Origin of the sequence: Runella sp. SP2, assembly GCF_003711225.1 — a bacterium.
In the GTDB taxonomy this organism is placed as follows: Bacteria; Bacteroidota; Bacteroidia; order Cytophagales; family Spirosomataceae; genus Runella.
On record NZ_CP031030.1, the window covers coordinates 790279 to 806925 of the forward strand.

At 42.3% G+C, this 16647-nt stretch carries 13 protein-coding genes; 3 read left to right on the plus strand and 10 right to left on the minus strand.

Annotated features, from left to right (window positions below):
• Nucleotides 1-24: 24 nt before the first annotated feature.
• Together glpK and DTQ70_RS03160 are read right to left on the minus strand one after the other, a co-directional pair.
• A complete protein-coding gene (gene glpK, locus DTQ70_RS03155) occupies nt 25-1524 on the minus strand; it encodes a glycerol kinase GlpK (RefSeq protein ID WP_122929464.1) in 1500 nt (499 codons plus the stop codon).
• Between the two features lie 13 nt (nt 1525-1537).
• Complete coding sequence (locus tag DTQ70_RS03160; RefSeq protein ID WP_122929465.1) at nt 1538-2872, minus strand: phospholipid carrier-dependent glycosyltransferase; 1335 nt, start codon at nt 2870-2872, stop codon at nt 1538-1540.
• A 188-nt stretch (nt 2873-3060) separates the two neighbouring features.
• Between DTQ70_RS03160 and DTQ70_RS03165 the strand changes: the two genes are divergently transcribed.
• On the plus strand, nt 3061-4530 hold the full coding sequence (locus DTQ70_RS03165; RefSeq protein WP_229600062.1) for an arginine decarboxylase: 1470 nt from the start codon (nt 3061-3063) through the stop codon (nt 4528-4530).
• A gap of 208 nt (nt 4531-4738) precedes the next feature.
• Here DTQ70_RS03165 and DTQ70_RS03170 read toward each other — a convergent pair whose 3' ends face one another.
• Entirely contained in the window at nt 4739-5260 is a 522-nt protein-coding gene (locus DTQ70_RS03170) for an HAD-IIIA family hydrolase (RefSeq protein WP_122929466.1), read from the minus strand.
• Nucleotides 5261-5493: 233 nt separating this feature from the next.
• On the opposite strand from DTQ70_RS03170, the gene DTQ70_RS03175 reads away from it, so the two are divergent.
• Together DTQ70_RS03175 and DTQ70_RS03180 are read left to right on the plus strand one after the other, a co-directional pair.
• A complete protein-coding gene (locus DTQ70_RS03175) occupies nt 5494-5958 on the plus strand; it encodes an Lrp/AsnC family transcriptional regulator (RefSeq protein ID WP_028526450.1) in 465 nt (154 codons plus the stop codon).
• Between the two features lie 87 nt (nt 5959-6045).
• Complete coding sequence (locus tag DTQ70_RS03180) at nt 6046-6813, plus strand: hypothetical protein (RefSeq protein WP_122929467.1); 768 nt, start codon at nt 6046-6048, stop codon at nt 6811-6813.
• A 151-nt stretch (nt 6814-6964) separates the two neighbouring features.
• Here DTQ70_RS03180 and DTQ70_RS03185 read toward each other — a convergent pair whose 3' ends face one another.
• The 7 genes from DTQ70_RS03185 to DTQ70_RS03215 all read right to left on the minus strand — a co-directional run bounded on the left by DTQ70_RS03185 (nt 6965) and on the right by DTQ70_RS03215 (nt 16634).
• A complete protein-coding gene (locus DTQ70_RS03185; RefSeq protein WP_122929468.1) occupies nt 6965-9619 on the minus strand; it encodes a valine--tRNA ligase in 2655 nt (884 codons plus the stop codon).
• A gap of 76 nt (nt 9620-9695) precedes the next feature.
• Nucleotides 9696-10610 (minus strand): Rpn family recombination-promoting nuclease/putative transposase, encoded by a 915-nt coding sequence (locus tag DTQ70_RS03190; RefSeq protein WP_122929469.1) that lies wholly within the window; start codon nt 10608-10610, stop codon nt 9696-9698.
• 73 nt (nt 10611-10683) lie between these two features.
• Entirely contained in the window at nt 10684-12210 is a 1527-nt protein-coding gene (locus tag DTQ70_RS03195; protein WP_122934252.1) for an RtcB family protein, read from the minus strand.
• A 345-nt stretch (nt 12211-12555) separates the two neighbouring features.
• Nucleotides 12556-14088, minus strand: a complete 1533-nt coding sequence (locus tag DTQ70_RS03200) for a cryptochrome/photolyase family protein (RefSeq protein WP_122929470.1) — start codon at nt 14086-14088, stop codon at nt 12556-12558.
• A complete protein-coding gene (locus DTQ70_RS03205) occupies nt 14075-14227 on the minus strand; it encodes a DUF2256 domain-containing protein (RefSeq protein WP_122929471.1) in 153 nt (50 codons plus the stop codon). Before DTQ70_RS03205 ends, DTQ70_RS03200 begins: the two co-directional genes overlap by 14 nt.
• A 323-nt stretch (nt 14228-14550) precedes the next feature.
• Nucleotides 14551-15948 carry a HAMP domain-containing sensor histidine kinase gene (locus tag DTQ70_RS03210; RefSeq protein ID WP_122929472.1) on the minus strand — a complete coding sequence of 466 codons (1398 nt, stop codon included), beginning with the start codon at nt 15946-15948 and terminating at the stop codon, nt 14551-14553.
• Nucleotides 15948-16634 (minus strand): response regulator transcription factor, encoded by a 687-nt coding sequence (locus DTQ70_RS03215; RefSeq protein ID WP_122929473.1) that lies wholly within the window; start codon nt 16632-16634, stop codon nt 15948-15950. Before DTQ70_RS03215 ends, DTQ70_RS03210 begins: the two co-directional genes overlap by 1 nt.
• Nucleotides 16635-16647 lie beyond the last annotated feature (13 nt).

Below are 16647 nucleotides of genomic sequence, written 5' to 3' on the forward strand. Positions count from 1 at the left end.
CACACACGTATGGTCAAACAAGGATTATTCTTCCCAATCAAAAGAACGTTCAACTGCTTTTTTCCAACCTTTATAGAGTTTAGACCTGCGGTCTTCGGTCATTTGAGGATTCCAAGTTTGGGCTATGCCCCAGTTTTGACGTAAATCATCAAAGTTTTGCCAGTATCCAACGGCTAAACCTGCCGCATAGGCAGCGCCCAACGCCGTTGTTTCGGTAACTGCTGGACAAACCACAGGAACACTCAGCATATCAGCTTGGAATTGCATTAAGGTCTGATTTGCTACCATTCCACCATCGACCCGAAGGGATTTTAGCTCAATACTTGCATCTCTTTCCATGGCTTCCATCACATCTAAAGTTTGGTAGGCAGTTGCTTCTAAGACAGCCCTTGCAATGTGATTTTTATTTACGTAGCGTGTCAAGCCTGCGATGACACCGCGCGCGTCAGCTTTCCAGTAGGGAGCATATAGCCCAGAAAAAGCAGGTACAATATAAGCCCCTCCGTTGTCTTCAACGGCTTTGGCAAGCTCTTCTACATCGCTACTTTTTTGAATCATACCTAGGTTATCGCGTAGCCACTGAACAAGTGCGCCTGCAATGGCCACACTGCCTTCAAGTGCATAACAAACAGGTTGATTTCCAAATTGATACGCCACGGTGGTCAGTAGCCCTTGGGTTGAAACTTTTAATTCGGTGCCTGTATTTAAAAGCATGAAACAGCCCGTTCCGTACGTATTTTTAGCCTGACCAGGTTCAAAACAGGTTTGACCTACCAATGCAGCATGTTGATCTCCGAGGTCACCTGCAATAGGAACATTGGGTAAAACATCCAAAACTACATTTCCATAGACCTCACTACTGCTTTTAATGGCAGGTAACATTGAGCGTGGTATCTCATAAACAGACAACAGTTCGTCATCCCATTGTAGTGTTTCGAGGTTCATCAACTGCGTTCGGCTGGCGTTGGTAACGTCCGTCACGTGGGTGCCTCCGTTGGCTCCCCCTGTAAGGTGCCAAATGAGGAACGTATCCATGTTTCCAAAAATGGCATCTCCGCGCTCTGCGTCTTCGCGTAGGCCAGCGACATTGTCTAGCAACCAACGAAGTTTTAAACCGCTAAAATAAGTTGCCAATGGAAGTCCAGTTTTGGTACGAAAACGGTCTTGGCCACCATTTTGGGCAAATTGGCTCACCAGTTCACCAGTACGGGTATCTTGCCAAACAAGCGCATTGTAGTAAGGTTTTCCTGTTCGGCGATTCCAAACGGCGGTAGTTTCGCGTTGGTTGGTAATGCCCACCGCAGCGATATCACTGGCTTGAATCGAAGCGCTTATGCGTGCCTGGGCAATAACTTCAAGCGTGTTTTTTCTGATTTCTTCTAGGTCGTGCTCTACCCAACCTGGTTGAGGATAAATCTGTTGATGTTCTTTTTGACCTACTGAAATGATATTTCCTTGGCGGTCAAAAATAATACAACGGGTACTGGTAGTACCCTGGTCAATTGCGGCTACGTATTTTGACATTTGGTTAAAGGTTTTACCCTATAAACTTATACAAACTTTCGATACCGAAATAGCAACAGTATAAAAAAGCTAGGCAAATGATTCCCAAACTACTCAGTTTGAAGAGAAGGGTGGAGCGGGATTGTAAATACGACAGCCCCGTATAGAGCATGGCTAAGAGGCTAAAAAATGACTGTAAAAATAACCGTCCATGAAAACAAGACCATGCGTCGTATTTGAAACCAGCAATCAGTACTAAAGCTACGCTTATCAATAATAAGGCCAACCAAGTGGTTTTTTCTAGGGCACTGATAGCCTCTTTGTCAGATAAGGATGGGAATGATTTTAAAAATTGAATTGATTGAACGATTAAACGCCATAAGCCAAGCAAAATAACTAGGGTAGGGACGAGTGCAACTAGGTAAATTAGACTCCCGATATATTTAAAATTTGTTTTTACTCCCAAGTCGTAGTCATTTTCAAGGTCGGCGTATTTGTACCAAAAAGTAGCATACATCACGATGGGGTACACGTGTATTAATTCAAAATCGCGGTTGTAAATCGTAGGGCTTTTCATCAATTTTGGTAAATTGAACGCATAAAAACTTTTTGGCCCTTGGTACGTTTTTTGGCTATTTAAGGGGAAAATATCCATATTGTGTACAACAGGGCGGCCTTCATAATACCAGTTTTCGGCAAATTTATACCCACCAATCGCGAGGGTGAGTATCCCAAAGATGATGAGACGAGCGACAATTTGCTTCCAATCTACCTTTAAAATATATAGAGTTAGGGCAATAACCCCAAAAACCACGGGAACAAATGCTAAAAATGTGCCTTTGGCTAAAAGCCCCAAACCAAGGGCAAACGCTAACCAATATTCTTTTTTCCTTGAAGGTGCTTGAAAGTATTTTGAGAGAAGCCAAAAGCACCATGTTCCAAGCAAAAACGAAAGGCTGTCGTTTGTGACATACAATGAAAAAGTAATGTAAGAATGAAGGAAAATGGCCAACAAAAAGCTGATGTTGAGGATTAGGGCATTTTTGAAATAGTGCTTACCTAGTAAATATAATAAGTAAAGATTGAGGCTTGAGAGACAAAGGGATAACAGCTGGGTTATTTTTTGGTTCGTTAGGCTATCAAATGCAAAGAAGGGTTGGGCCAATAGGTAATAGAGAGGAGGGTGCATGGCACAAAAAACCTCTCTGGTGATTGGAAGTCGATGATGGGTTGCAATGAAATTGATAATCTCTCCGTGGGCATCAGCACCATAGGGGGAAATCGTAAAATATAAAACGACTCTCAGGCCGATTCCAAACCAAAGCAGAGTTTTAAGTGTTTCAGCACGTTTAAAAAATGAAATTAGCATCCGAAATTTGGTAAAGTAATCATTAAGAGCTTACTTAGTTAGCATCTTTGAGTTTGTTGGGGTGCAAAAGTAAGGAATCATCTCAGGTATTTTGCACTTTTTTCTTGCAAAACCCGTTATTTTGGTAGAATTTCGCAGGCTTTTTGCACTTGTTTCACCAAACACCCTTTTTATGCTTCTAAGGCACGATGAAAAGCACTTACACAAACCTAATTGAGCAGACGTTTGAATTTCCTACGCTGGAGTTTAACGTCCAAAACGATGAGTTATCGTTTAATAATGTTCCCCTTATGGACATTATTCGCCAGTATGGTACTCCTCTAAAACTTACCTATCTGCCCAAAATTGGCGAACACATTGGTAACGCCAAACAGTTTTTTAAAAACGCTTTTAAACGTTTTAACTACAAAGGGTCATATACGTACTGTTATTGTACCAAGTCCTCCCATTTTAGTTTTGTGCTTGAAGAAGCCCTCCAGCATAACATTCATCTCGAAACTTCCTCGGCATTTGATATTCCGATTGTGCGCAATTTGTACAATACAGGAAAGATTGCCAAAAGTACGTACATTATTTGTAATGGGTACAAATTGCCAAATTATCAAAAGGCTATTACTGAGTTAATTAACGAGGGTTTTAACGTTATGCCTGTATTGGATAATTTGCGCGAAATTGACTACTACTCAAAACATGTAACAGCAGAGTCGGTGAATTTTGGGATTCGGATTGCGACGGATGAGGAGCCAAATTTTGCTTTTTATACTTCTCGATTGGGCGTTCGATATGCCGATATCAATGAGTTGTACAAGGAAAAAATTCAGCCGAATCCTAAATTTAAGCTGAAAATGTTACACTTCTTCATTAATACGGGTATGAAAGATACGGCCTATTATTGGAGCGAGTTGACGCGCTTTATGTTTAAATACTGTGAATTGAAGAAAATCTGTCCTGATTTAGATTCAATTGACATTGGTGGTGGTTTGCCAATCCAAACTTCATTGCAATTTAACTACGATTATCAGCAAATGATTGACGAAATCGTGGAAAATATTCAGTGGATTTGTAATAAAAACAATGTGCCTGTTCCGCACTTGTTTACGGAGTTTGGAAGCTACACGGTAGGCGAAAGTGGAGCCGTGATTTACCAAATCATTGACCAAAAACTTCAAAATGATAAGGAGATGTGGTATATGATTGACGGGTCGTTTATCACACATTTGCCCGATTCGTGGGGAATGAACCAAAAATATATCATGTTGGCGGTCAATAATTGGGATAATCCATACCAAAAAGTAAATATTGGAGGACTCACCTGCGATTCTCAGGATTTTTATAACACTGAAGCGCACAGCGCCGACTTGTATTTGCCCGTTTTTGACCTTGAAAAAGAAGAACAATTCGTAGGATTCTTTCATACGGGGGCTTATCAAGAATCATTGGGTGGATACGGTGGTATTCAACATTGCTTGATTCCTGCACCTAAACATGTGTTGGTTGATCGTGATGAGCAAGGTAATATCGTTACGCGCTTGTTTGCTGACCAGCAAGGAAGTGATAGCATGATGTCAACTTTGGGCTACGTTCGTAATGAGGAATCTGCGCCTCTTAATCCTGTTGAGATGGACATAGAAGCAGTGGAAGAGATGGCGCATAGTTGACAATAATTTCGGCACGATTTTCGTAATAAGCTACATAAAACACCAAGAGCAACTTATTAAATAAGTTGCTCTTGAATAATGAATTTAAAAATATCATGAAAAAATTACTTTCTTTCGCCTTAGTTATGCTTGTTTTGGGTGCATCAAGCTGCAATCGTAAGGGATATTGTCCTGCGTATGACAGTTCGGTAAAGGTTCAAAAAAAAGCTTAAGATTCTGAACGTAATACCAACTGAGTAGCGGCTAAGAAATTAGTGGCAAATTGGTCTCCTGCTGATTCTTGAGGATTCGTACCTAAATGAATGGTGCGAACTCCTGCGCGCTTGCCCGCTTGCATATCGCGCGGACGGTCCCCAACCATCCACGAATAGTTGGGGTCAATATCATATTTAGCCATTGCTTTTTCAAGCATCAATGAGCCAGGCTTTCGCATGAGCGAATGACTGTCAAAGTCGGGATGATGTGAGCAATAGTATAAGTCATCTAGTAAATGCCCACACTGTTGTTGAAAGTGGTTGTGGCATTGCCATACCGCTTCTTTAGTATATAGCCCTTTGGCTATACCAGCTTGGTTGGTAATGACAATCAACAGATAGCCAGCTTGTTTCATCTGTTGTAGTCCTTCGATTACTCCATCAGGAATAACCATCTCTTCTGGACGATATAAATAACCGTCTAAATCTTGGTTGAGCACTCCGTCTCTATCCAAAAAAATGCACTTCTGTTTCATAAATCTTACGGCGTATCAATGCTTAAAAATAATACTATTAGATGATTTATTTGTAAAATACGTAGTTATTTTTTTGTAAAAATTTATTAAACGGTTATTGATAATTTTATAAAAGTTGTTTTTTGTTTTGTTTTATAGAATAAAAATCCCTATTTTTTAGAAAATACTTCCGTAAAATCATTACATTTGCAGTATAATATTTGTTTGCCTGTTTTTAAAAATTAGCTTCACACATGAAATTAGACCAGATAGACCGCAAGGTTTTGGATATTTTGCAAGCGAATGCAAAAATTACCAATGCCCAACTTTCTAAGGAAATAGGTCTTTCCCCTGCGCCCACCCTTGAGCGTGTTAAAAAACTTGAACAACACGGGATTATCCAGAGCTATCACGCTCAATTGGATCGTGAAAAAGTTGGTCTTGGCGTAACTACGTTTATCCAAGTTACTTTGGTGGGCCATAAAAGAGATGTGACAGAGTCGTTTGTGAAGAGGGTAAATGAAATTCCAGAAATCATAGAATGTCACCACATTACGGGTTCGGGCGACTTTTTGTTGAAAGTAATTTCAAAGGACATTGCGTCGTACCAAAAACTGCTTCTTGAGTGTATCAATGAGATTGAAGAAGTAGCAAATACCCAAACAATGGTGATTTTATCGACATTCAAGGAAAGCAAAGTTTTGCCAATTCCGTACTAGTTTCTCTCTCTTTTAGAGGTATTTCAAGAAGCGTGGCTACCCGGTCACGCTTCTTGTGTTGGGTACTGTATGGTCTAAATAACTTATATGGCACTGAAAGATTTTAATGCGTTGCTTGTCAGGCTTTTTCTAGGGTATTTGTTTACTTCATCGGGTCTGTGTAAACTCACCGAAGGGCATTTTGGCCAATTGATTGGCCCACCATTGTTGATTCAGCAACTGACCCCGCACGGACTACGTACTTTTGGCTTTTTTATCGCAACTTCTCAGGTAATAGTGGGGGCGTTGGTCATGTCGCAGCGGTATTCGTTACTAGGGCTTATTATGCTTGTACCGATGAATTTGGGGATCTTGATGGTCACGATTTCACAAAATTGGCAAGGAACTCCCTACGTTGATGCAGTTTTTACATTGTTGAATCTAACGGCCTTGTTATATGAATGGCAAAGCCTGAAGTTTCTGTTGCTACCTGAGCAAACCTCGTTGTCGTTTCCTCCAAAAACAAATGTATTTTTCCCCGAATGGAAAATACCAACATTAGGCATTTTATTCTTCGTTGTTGCCTGTATTTCAAGTCGTTTTAATGTGGTAATGACAAGCATTGTGGCTACGGTTGCTTATGGCTTAATGTACGTAAATATGCTTGGAAATAAGGGAAATACAATGCTACAGCGTTGGACACTAGGAATGTCGTTTGTTGCGATAATGACATTTACATGGGTAGGGCTTTTTCATAAATCGCTGCCTTTTAATCCCATGATTGCCATTGGGTTTGCTGTGCTGGGGACGATGGTTTCGTACTTGATTTTGATTATTGGAACAATGGTAGGTAATTATAAAATGAGCCAAAAATAAATGCACGCGGAGTGCTTCAGCGTGCATTTAAGACTTATTTTCTTGAAGATGGAAGCAGTCTGACTATCGTCTGACTGCTGTTTGGCTATGCGTCAGACGGTAGTCAGACGCGTATTAATCTCGCTAATTCGGTCTGACTAGCGTCTGGCCTTTAACTGAGACGAGCCAATGCTTCTTGAATAGTGGCAATTTTAGCCTCGGCATCGGCTAGTTTTTGACGTTCTTTTTCAACGATGTCTGCTTTGGCATTTTGTACAAAGCGTTCGTTTGAAAGTTTCGCTTCAACCGATTTTTTGAAACCTAGCGTATATTCAAGCTCTTTTTGAAGATTTTCACGTTCGGCTTCTACGTCAAGTTCACCTTCCAAGTTGACAAAAAACTCGTCGGCTTTTACCAAGAACGACATACCTTCTGCTTTACCCGTGGTGTAACTAATGTCCGAAATGTTCGCTAACTTTACAAGCAGGCTTTCAAATGGTTGGTAAAGTGCTTGATTTTCAGTTTTGATGGTTAGCGGAAGTTCCGTTTTAGGGCTGATGTTTTTGGTGCTACGTAGGTTACGAACGTTGGTAACAACCTCAAAGAAAATCTCAAAATTAGCCAACATCGTTGCATCAAACGGCGCAACTTTGGGGAATTCGGCTACGCAAAGGCTCTCTTTTTCGCCGCGTGGGCGGATGTCTTGCCAAATTTCTTCCGTAATAAACGGCATGAACGGATGCGTCAATGCCATTAGTTTATCAAAAAAGCCGATGGTAGCATCAAACGTCGCTTGGTCGATAGGTTGTTCAAACCCAGGTTTAATCATTTCGAGGTACTGCGAGCAGAAGTCGTCCCAAATGAGTTTATAAATTACATTGAGGGCATCTGACAGACGGTATTTACTGAATAAATCATGTACTTCGGCGATAGTTTGGTTCAATTTTGCCTCAAACCATGCAATGGGGAGGGCGGCTACTTGACCTCCTTCATTGGAAGTAACTGTCCATCCTTTTACCAAACGGAAAGCGTTCCAAATTTTATTGCAGAAATTACGCCCTTGCTCACAAAGTTTTTCGTCAAAAAGAAGGTCGTTTCCTGCTGGCGAACTGAATAACATTCCCGTACGCACCCCATCCGCTCCGTATTTATCAATCAAATCCAACGGGTCAGGTGAGTTTCCCAATGACTTTGACATTTTACGTCCTTTGGCATCACGAACAATTCCTGTTAGATATACATTACGGAAAGGTAACTCTCCTTTAAACTCATACCCAGCGATAATCATACGTGCTACCCAGAAAAACAAAATCTCGGGCGCGGTCACGAGGTCATTGGTAGGGTAGTAGTAGTTAATGTCTTCGTTGTTAGGGTCTTTCAAGCCATCGAAAACGGTTATTGGCCACAACCATGAGCTAAACCACGTATCTACTACGTCGGGGTCTTGCGTCAAATCTTCTTCCGTGAGGGCAAACAACTGGTATTCGTGTTGTGCTTTGCGTAAAGCTTCGCGTTTGGTTTTAGCTACAATCACCGTTCCATCTTGGAGGTAATACGCAGGAATTTGTTGCCCCCACCACAACTGACGGCTGATGTTCCAGTCGCGAACGTTCTCCATCCACACGCGGTAGGTATTCTTAAACTTAGGCGGTACCAACTGAATATTGTCGTTCATTACGTTTTCGAGGGCTGGTTGGCAAAGCTCTTTCATCTTCACAAACCATTGCAACGACAAACGAGGCTCAATAACGGCGTTGGTACGTTCTGAATGGCCTACGTTACTTTTGTAGTCTTCGATTTTTTCAACAAAACCCGCTTCATCAAGAAGTTTAATGATTTTTTTACGTGCAATAAAACGGTCTTCACCTACTAAAATCTGCGCTTTTTCATTGAGTGTGCCGTCTTCGTTCAAAATATCAATGATGGGCAAGTTATGTTTAAGCCCCAATTCATAGTCATTTTGGTCGTGTGCAGGAGTCACTTTCAAACCACCCGTTCCGAAATCCATCGTAACGTACTCGTCGGTAATAATAGGAATTTCACGATTGATGAGCGGAATCAACGCTTTTTTGCCGTGCAGGTGCTTGTAGCGTTCATCGTCGGGGTGAACGCAAATGGCCGAGTCCGCCATGATGGTTTCTGGGCGAACTGTTGCGATGATGATATATTGCTCTTCTTCCGCTTCTACTAAGCCCCCATCGGGGGTTTGGGGGCTGATTTTATATTTCAAATAGCACAATTTGGTCATTACCTCCTTGGTCAATACCTCTTCGTCCGAAACGGTTGTTTTGGCTTGAGGGTCCCAGTTGACCATGCGGTGACCGCGGTAAATATATCCTTTATTATAAAGGTCGATAAACGTGTCAATAACGGCATCGTACAAAGAGGGTTCCATCGTAAAACGTGTACGATCCCAATCGCATGATGCCCCTAATTTACGCAACTGCTGAAGAATGATGCCACCGTACTTGTGTGTCCATTCCCAGGCATATTCGTAGAATTGGTCGCGAGTTAAGTCGCGTTTTTGAATCCCTTTTTCTTTGAGCATGGCAACTACTTTGGCTTCGGTCGCAATCGAAGCGTGGTCGGTGCCAGGAACCCAGCAAGCCTCTTTTCCTTCCATGCGCGCTTTGCGGACGAGAACATCCTGAATGGTGTTGTTGAGCATGTGCCCCATGTGTAAGACCCCCGTTACGTTGGGCGGAGGGATGACGATGGTATAAGGCTCTTTGTCAGGATTGGGCTTTGAATTGAAATAGCGGTTTTCAATCCAATAGCTGTACCATTTGTCTTCGATGTCGCGCGGATTGTAGGTTTTTGAAATCATGTTTGTTGGTTTATAAGTAACCCCACTTAAATCGTTTCTAAAAAAAGGGAGATTTTAGTAATGATAATAGTTAGTTTTAAAGCGTTTCTATTGTGGTAACAGGAAGCCCTGTTGCAATGGCAATTTGTTCGTTGGAAAGACCAAGGTTTTTAAGATTTCGAGCGGTTTGCAACACCAACTGTCTTTTCTCTTCTTCCGCCCTAGCTCGCTCTTCCGCAATTCCTTCGGCTCTGCCTTCAGCTCTGCCAATATCAATCCCATCCATGACTGCGGTGTCGATGACACTTCTTTCGATGCGTTTGTTTTCGATGTGTTTGAAATACGCATTCTGCTCGGCTTCGGGGAGGTTTTGTATTTTTAAATATTCTGCCACCTCTTTTAGTCCTTTTGCCTTAGAGTTATTGAGAACTTCGTCATTTTTAAGGTAATAAATCCATTCATCAAGGGTGTCTTTGGCCAAATCATTAAAATTGTTGATTTTAATGACGTAGAACTCTGGGAAAAGTTGATAAACCGCCTCTTTTTCAAATAATTCCTTTTGTTTGGCAGAAAGCTCCAGTAAGTCGCCTTGATGGATGCCCACAAAGTCAGTTTTTCCGTAATAGACGTAGTCCTTTCCTTGCCCTAAATCAAAATAGACGATATTGATTGAATATACTTTTTTGATTCGACTGTACCTTTCACCCAGTCCAAGGTACTCGGTGGTCACTTTAGAGACTCCGTAGAGCATTCGCTGGAAATAATCAACCTGCTTGTTGTTTTGGATTTCGAAAATGACTAACTCATTCTTACTGTTCAATGCCAAAATGTCCACCCGATTGAACTTGTCTTCGAAGCTCTCTTGATTTGACTCACTTTCGAGAATTTGTTCAATGATAATGTCCTCTTTGAGAAGTTCAGACAAAAATCCTTCCAAAATCACAAAATTGGATTTTTGACGAAGGAGGCGTTTCATGGCCCAGTCAAAACGAATCAGCGGCTTGGTTGTCATTCTATTTTTTTTGCAAAAGTACGGAAAAATCCCCTTATCCCTGCCAGCGCCTCAAACGCTGACAGGGTGCTTTTTAATCTTCTCGACCTTCTTTTCGGTTGGCATCGGCCATTCGGACGATTTTGGGACTGAATTTAGCCAAAACCTTCACCAAGTCTTGTTGGGCTGCAATCACCGTTTCGATGTTTTTATAAACCATCGGTGCTTCGTCTAAGTCCCCGCCAATCAATTGGATATTGGTCTCTTCTAAAATCTTATTGAGTTGATGACGAGTAATGTTCTCAAACGCTTTGGTTCGTGACATGACTCGCCCCGCTCCGTGAGAGGCCGAGTTGAGTGCCGTGTCGTGCCCTTTTCCTCGTACAACAAATCCTGGCTGCGTCATCGAACCTGGAATGATTCCGAGGTCGTTAGGACCTGCGGGCGTGGCTCCTTTTCGGTGAACCATCACCTCTTCGCCGTTGGAAAGGGTTTCTTTCCAAGCAAAATTATGGTGATTTTCGACCATTTTTAGGGGCTTTTCGCGCAATTCACGGGCGATTTTTGCGTGAATTTCGTGGTGATTGGCCGAAGCATATTCGCCCGCCAAATTCATCGCAATCCAGTACTCTTGTCCTTCTTCGGTGTTTAAGTCGAGCCATGCCAAATGCGCTGCTGATTTGGGCAAACGTGTTTTTTGCATGGCAAGTTTAGAATAGTAGCCTGCAACCGTTCCTCCGAAACCTCGCGAACCTGAGTGCGACAACAAAGCCAAATAGTTGCCAACGGGGAGGCCGAGGAGGTCGTCTTGTTCAAAGACTTCCACAACGCCCCACTCGACAAAGTGATTACCCGTACCCGACGTACCCAACTGACGGTAGGCTTTGTCTTTTAAGTCGCGGATAATTTTGGTCGCTCTCCATTCGGGCAAATCCATCACACTTTCGTCAAACTTTTTACCTGTCTCTCCACCGATTCCGAATTTGGTATTTTCGACCAATGTTCGTTTTAACAAATGAGGTTCTCGTTTAAAAAAATCGGCAGGTAAGTCGAAAATCGACATGCACATTCGGCAAGCAATGTCCACCCCAACCGCGTACGGAATGACCGTTTCTGGATGAGTAGCCAAAACACCGCCAATTGGCAAGCCGTAGCCTTGGTGGGCATCAGGCATGAGCGCCCCCGCGATAGAAATAGGCAGGCTTGCCGCCGTTTTCATTTGGTCTAATGCTCCTTGCTCGATATGCTCTCGTCCAAAAATGGCGTAAGGCAACGGTTCTTCACGCAAGTCGAACGCTGTAACTTCTTGTTTTTCAGAAGTATTTAATACAAACGCAGGCTCAGGTGGTGGAAAAAACGACTTCCCTGTTTCCGAAAGCGGAATAAACACTTTCTCTTTTTGTAAATCGTAAATAGCCTTGGCTAAATTGGTTACTTTGTTTTTGGAGTAGGCAAACTTTTTAGGGTTTTCCAACATCCGAGCAAAAAGTGCAAGTACCTTTTCTTTGGGATAGTCGGCGTGTTGGTGGAGCCCGTTGGCAACTCGCAAAAACGTAGTATGCAGTGAGGCTGGAATATCGGCCAGCACTAAGATTTCTTCGATGGTGAATAAACTGTTCATCTGAATCGTTTCGTCAAAATTTAAAATTTGTCTTGCCAGTTTCTCCAAACAGGAGAAGTAAAATTGTAGGGAAAAAATGGCACAAAAAAAGCCCGACTGGGAGGAGTCGGGCTGGGTATGTTAAAGGAGGAGTTTCACTCTAAAACACATACCTGCCGACTCGCATAGCATCGCTGACGCAGACATCTGCGACTTGGCTAATTGCTATATTTTGCGAATACCGTAGCATAGTTGTGTTGGTTTTAATTTCTGCTACAAAATTAGTGTAAACTAAATTGTATTTTCCAATGATTTGTTGGATTTATTTTTGAAATTACTTTTTTGTTTGTTGTAACTGTCAGAAAATCAGAGATTTTGTAGGTTGCTGAGATGGGATTCAGCTTGCTCCAAGATGGCCTGTTTTTCGGCGTTGGACATTTTATTGAGCAATTGGTATATCATTCCAATCCTCGGATTTTTCTCCAAAAGCGCCCGATTTCGCTCATAAAAATGCCAATAAAGGCTATTGAACGGACAGGCTTTTTCGCCAATTTTTGCTTTTTTATCGTAAAAACAGGTTCCGCAATAATTACTCATTTTATCGACGTAGTTAGCTGAAGAAACGTAGGGTTTGGAACCAACAATTCCCCCATCGGCATACTGGCTCATGCCTCGGGTGTTGGTGATTTCTACCCATTCGATGGCGTCGATGTAAATGCCCAAGTACCATTGATCTATTTCGTCGGGGTGGATACCTGCCAAAAGCGCAAAGTTGCCCGTAATCATCAGTCGCTGGATGTGGTGTGCGTAAGCATAATTGAGGCTTTGGCCGATGGCATGTTTGAGGCAATTCATCTTCGTTTCACCCGTCCAAAACCAATCGGGAAGCGGACGCTCGTGCCCAAAAAAATTGAGATGCTGGTAATCGGGCATTTTGGCCCAATAAATCCCGCGCATGTATTCGCGCCAACCCAAAATTTGGCGGACAAACCCCTCACATTGTTCAATGCTTACCCGCTCAGGGTGCTTTTCCCAGTACGCAACGGCGGCGTTGACTACTTCCGCAGGGCTAATCATTTTGGTGTTGAGCCCAAACGAAAGTTTTGAATGGAACAAAGACCAATGGCCCGTGTGCATGGCGTCTTGGTAATTTCCGAAATGGGCAAAAAGAAAGGCTAGAAAAAAATCGAGGACTTCGAGCGATTGTTTGCGGGTCGTAGGCCAAGGAAAGCGGTCGGCGAGGGGAGTGCCCAAATACCTAACTCCTGCGCGGTCAATTTCCTCCAAAATATCCCGATAATCATGCGAAAACTGATGGGTCGGAATCTGAACGGGGTTGCCCTTGAAAGGTTTACGGTTGTTGCTGTCGAAATTCCAACGCCCTCCAGCAGGCTCAGACCCCTCCATGAGCACTTTGTGTTTTTTGCGCATGGTTCGGTAAAAACTTTCCATAAGATACGTTTTCTTTGAACTAAAAAGCTGCGCTACTTCCTCGCGGGTGGTGTAAAAATGCTCGGTATCGTAGGCTTTACTCTGAATGTTAAGCTGCTGACAATAAGATGTTAACTGCTGGTCGAGGCGATATTCGTCGGGGAGTTGATATTCAAAACATTCAATGTTGTTTTGCTCAATAAGCCAATCAAGATTTTTGGTCAAATGCTGCGTATTGTCAGGGTCATTGATGCGCAGGTGAACAACACGGTGTCCTCGTTTTTGTAAGTAAGCCGCAAAATTGTACATAGCCGCAAAAAAGCCAATCACTTTTTGGACGTGATGTACGACATAATCAGTTTCTTGTCGTAGTTCCATCAACACATACAGGGTGTCAGGGGAAGTTTGGGTGTACCAACTGTGCTGATAATTGAGCTGGTCGCCTAAAATAAGTCTAAGGGTTTTCAATGGCTTTCTTGTTTCGTTGACTACGGCAGCGGTCGCTGCAATACTTGACCTCCTCCCATACTTTCTCCCATTTTTTGCGCCACGTAAAAGGCCGACCGCATACGAGGCAGGTTTTGGTGGGTAAGTGTTGTTTTTTCAAAGTGCAATTTGGTTTTTCAAAATTGAACTTTCAGTTGGAGAAAATGTTTGAAAGAACCCTAAAAAAGAACGGCAGGAGGAAAACCCCTGCCATTGCTCTGATCAATTAGACCGTAAGAACTTACTTTACCCACATTATACTTTCTCTCTTACGATAATAAGTCTATCGAATTTTTGCGTTAGGTTAGATGGTATTTTTACACACAAACACTTAAAAAAACCGACGCTCAACAAACGGACGTCGGTTTTATTTCTTTCAACTATTCTTACTGTATAAGAAAACCATTACACCACAAATGTACGGTGGCAATGCTTAAAAAGTCATTAAGAACTTACTAAATTGTCGTTAGTTTTTGAATAAGGAAGCACGATGGTAAAAATTGTCGTACGGGTAGCTTGGTCTGAGGACACGTGAAGCCAGCTTTCGTGCAATTTTATAATACGTTCTACCAATGATAGCCCTACGCCGTAGCCTTTGATGTGCGAGGCACCGTCTCGCCGATAAAAAGGTCGAAAAATAAGCTTCATTTCTTCTGAAGCGATTGTCTCACCAGTATTTTGAAATTCCAATTGAATACCTTCTTTGGTGAAAAATACGTGTACATTGACGTGGGAGTTGTCCGAAAACTTACAGCCATTTTCCATCAAATTCACAAAGGCAGTTTTGAGCAAATGCGGGTTGCCGTTGACCAATAACTGGTTTTCGCTATTGATATCTTCGTCAAATTGGACGGTAATTAGGTAGTTGGGTTCGGCAGACAACAAGAGACTGCGTGCGTCCCAAAGAACTTCATCTATGCGAACTTCTCCGTAGAATATACGCTGAGATTCGTCGTTTACTTTGGCTAGGTCGAGCAGGGTTTCGGCAAGGTGACTAAGTTCGCGGATGTCTTGTCGAACAGAGACGATAAGTGATTGATAATCAACGGTGCTCCTTTCCTTTAGCATAGCTACATCAAGCTGGGTTCCCATGCGCATGAGTGGGTTTTTTAACTCATGCGATACATTCGAAATGAAAAGATTTTGGAGCCTAAAGGCTTCGGACAAACGGCCTAATAAATCGTTGAAGGTGAGGGTCAGTTGCCCAATTTCATCTTGTGGATTTTCAACCGTCAGTGGGTGGTCAAGTTGGTTGGGAAATAGCTGTTTTACTTGGTTGATGATACGCGTAATGGGAGACATCGCCCTTCCCGAAAAGTACCATCCTGCAAAACCAAAAAGAATAACTTCGAGCAAATAAAGCCACACCAAGATTTGGCTAAGACTCTCTAAGTTTTCCCTACCCCACAAATCTTCTGCTCCAATGATGGTTGTTACGCCGCCGTACGAATCGGCAAAGAAAAGTCCTAATGCCAATTGATGATTTAGGGTAAGCCGAACCTTTTTTTCCTGACGAATGCGGTTTAATAATTCAGGGGTAATTTGGTAGGTAATCGTGTCGTTGTTGGTGTAAATTTCTTGGTTTTTGGCGTTGTAAACGACTAATTTTTCGTTAATAAATACGTCATAATTTGACTTGTCAATAATTCTGAGTAGGTCAGAGCTTACTTCGTTGACCTTCATTAAAAGTTCGGTCGTTGTTTGTGCTTTTTTTTCTAAGCGGTCAAAAAATTCTTCCTCTACGTATTCGACCCTTAAAAGATAAATAGTTAGGAAGGTAATGAGTAAAATACTTGATACCAGTACCGTGAACTGGACGGTAAGTCTTGTCCTTATGTTCATTATTGGTCAAGTTTTAAAACATACCCCACGCCGTAAACAGTGTGAATAAGTTTTTCCGAAAAATCTTTGTCAATTTTTTTTCGGAGCAATGTGATATATACCTCTATGACGTTGGTGCCTGTATCGAACCGAATGTCCCAAATTTTCTCAGCAATATCAACTTTCGTCAAGACCCGCCCCGTGTTTTTAAGCAAATATTCAAGTAAAGAGAATTCTTTGGCTGTGAGGTCGATGCGTTTTCCTTGTCTTTTGACAATTCGGGTATCAATATTCATTTCCAAATCATGGTATGACAGGGAGGTGGAAGATGTAATGGGAAACGAATCGGAAGTGCGGTTGAGCAAAGCACGAACGCGGGCCAATAATTCCGAAAAATCAAAGGGTTTTACCAAATAATCATCGGCACCTGCGTCAAACCCCATTAATTTTTCTTCAATTGCGCCCAAAGCAGTAAGCATCACAACTGGAGTACGAATCCCTTCTTGGCGAAGCAGCTTGCAAAATTCAACGCCGTTGAGTTCGGGTACGATGACATCCGTAATGATGAGGTCATAGCTTGACCGCTTGGCTAAAAGGTGGCCAATTTTGCCATCGTAGGCAATATCAACTTCATAGCCATTTTCTTCTAGTCCCTGACGGATAGATTGTACGGTTTTTACATCATCTTCAACAACTAATAGCTTCATACAGAGTTGAATG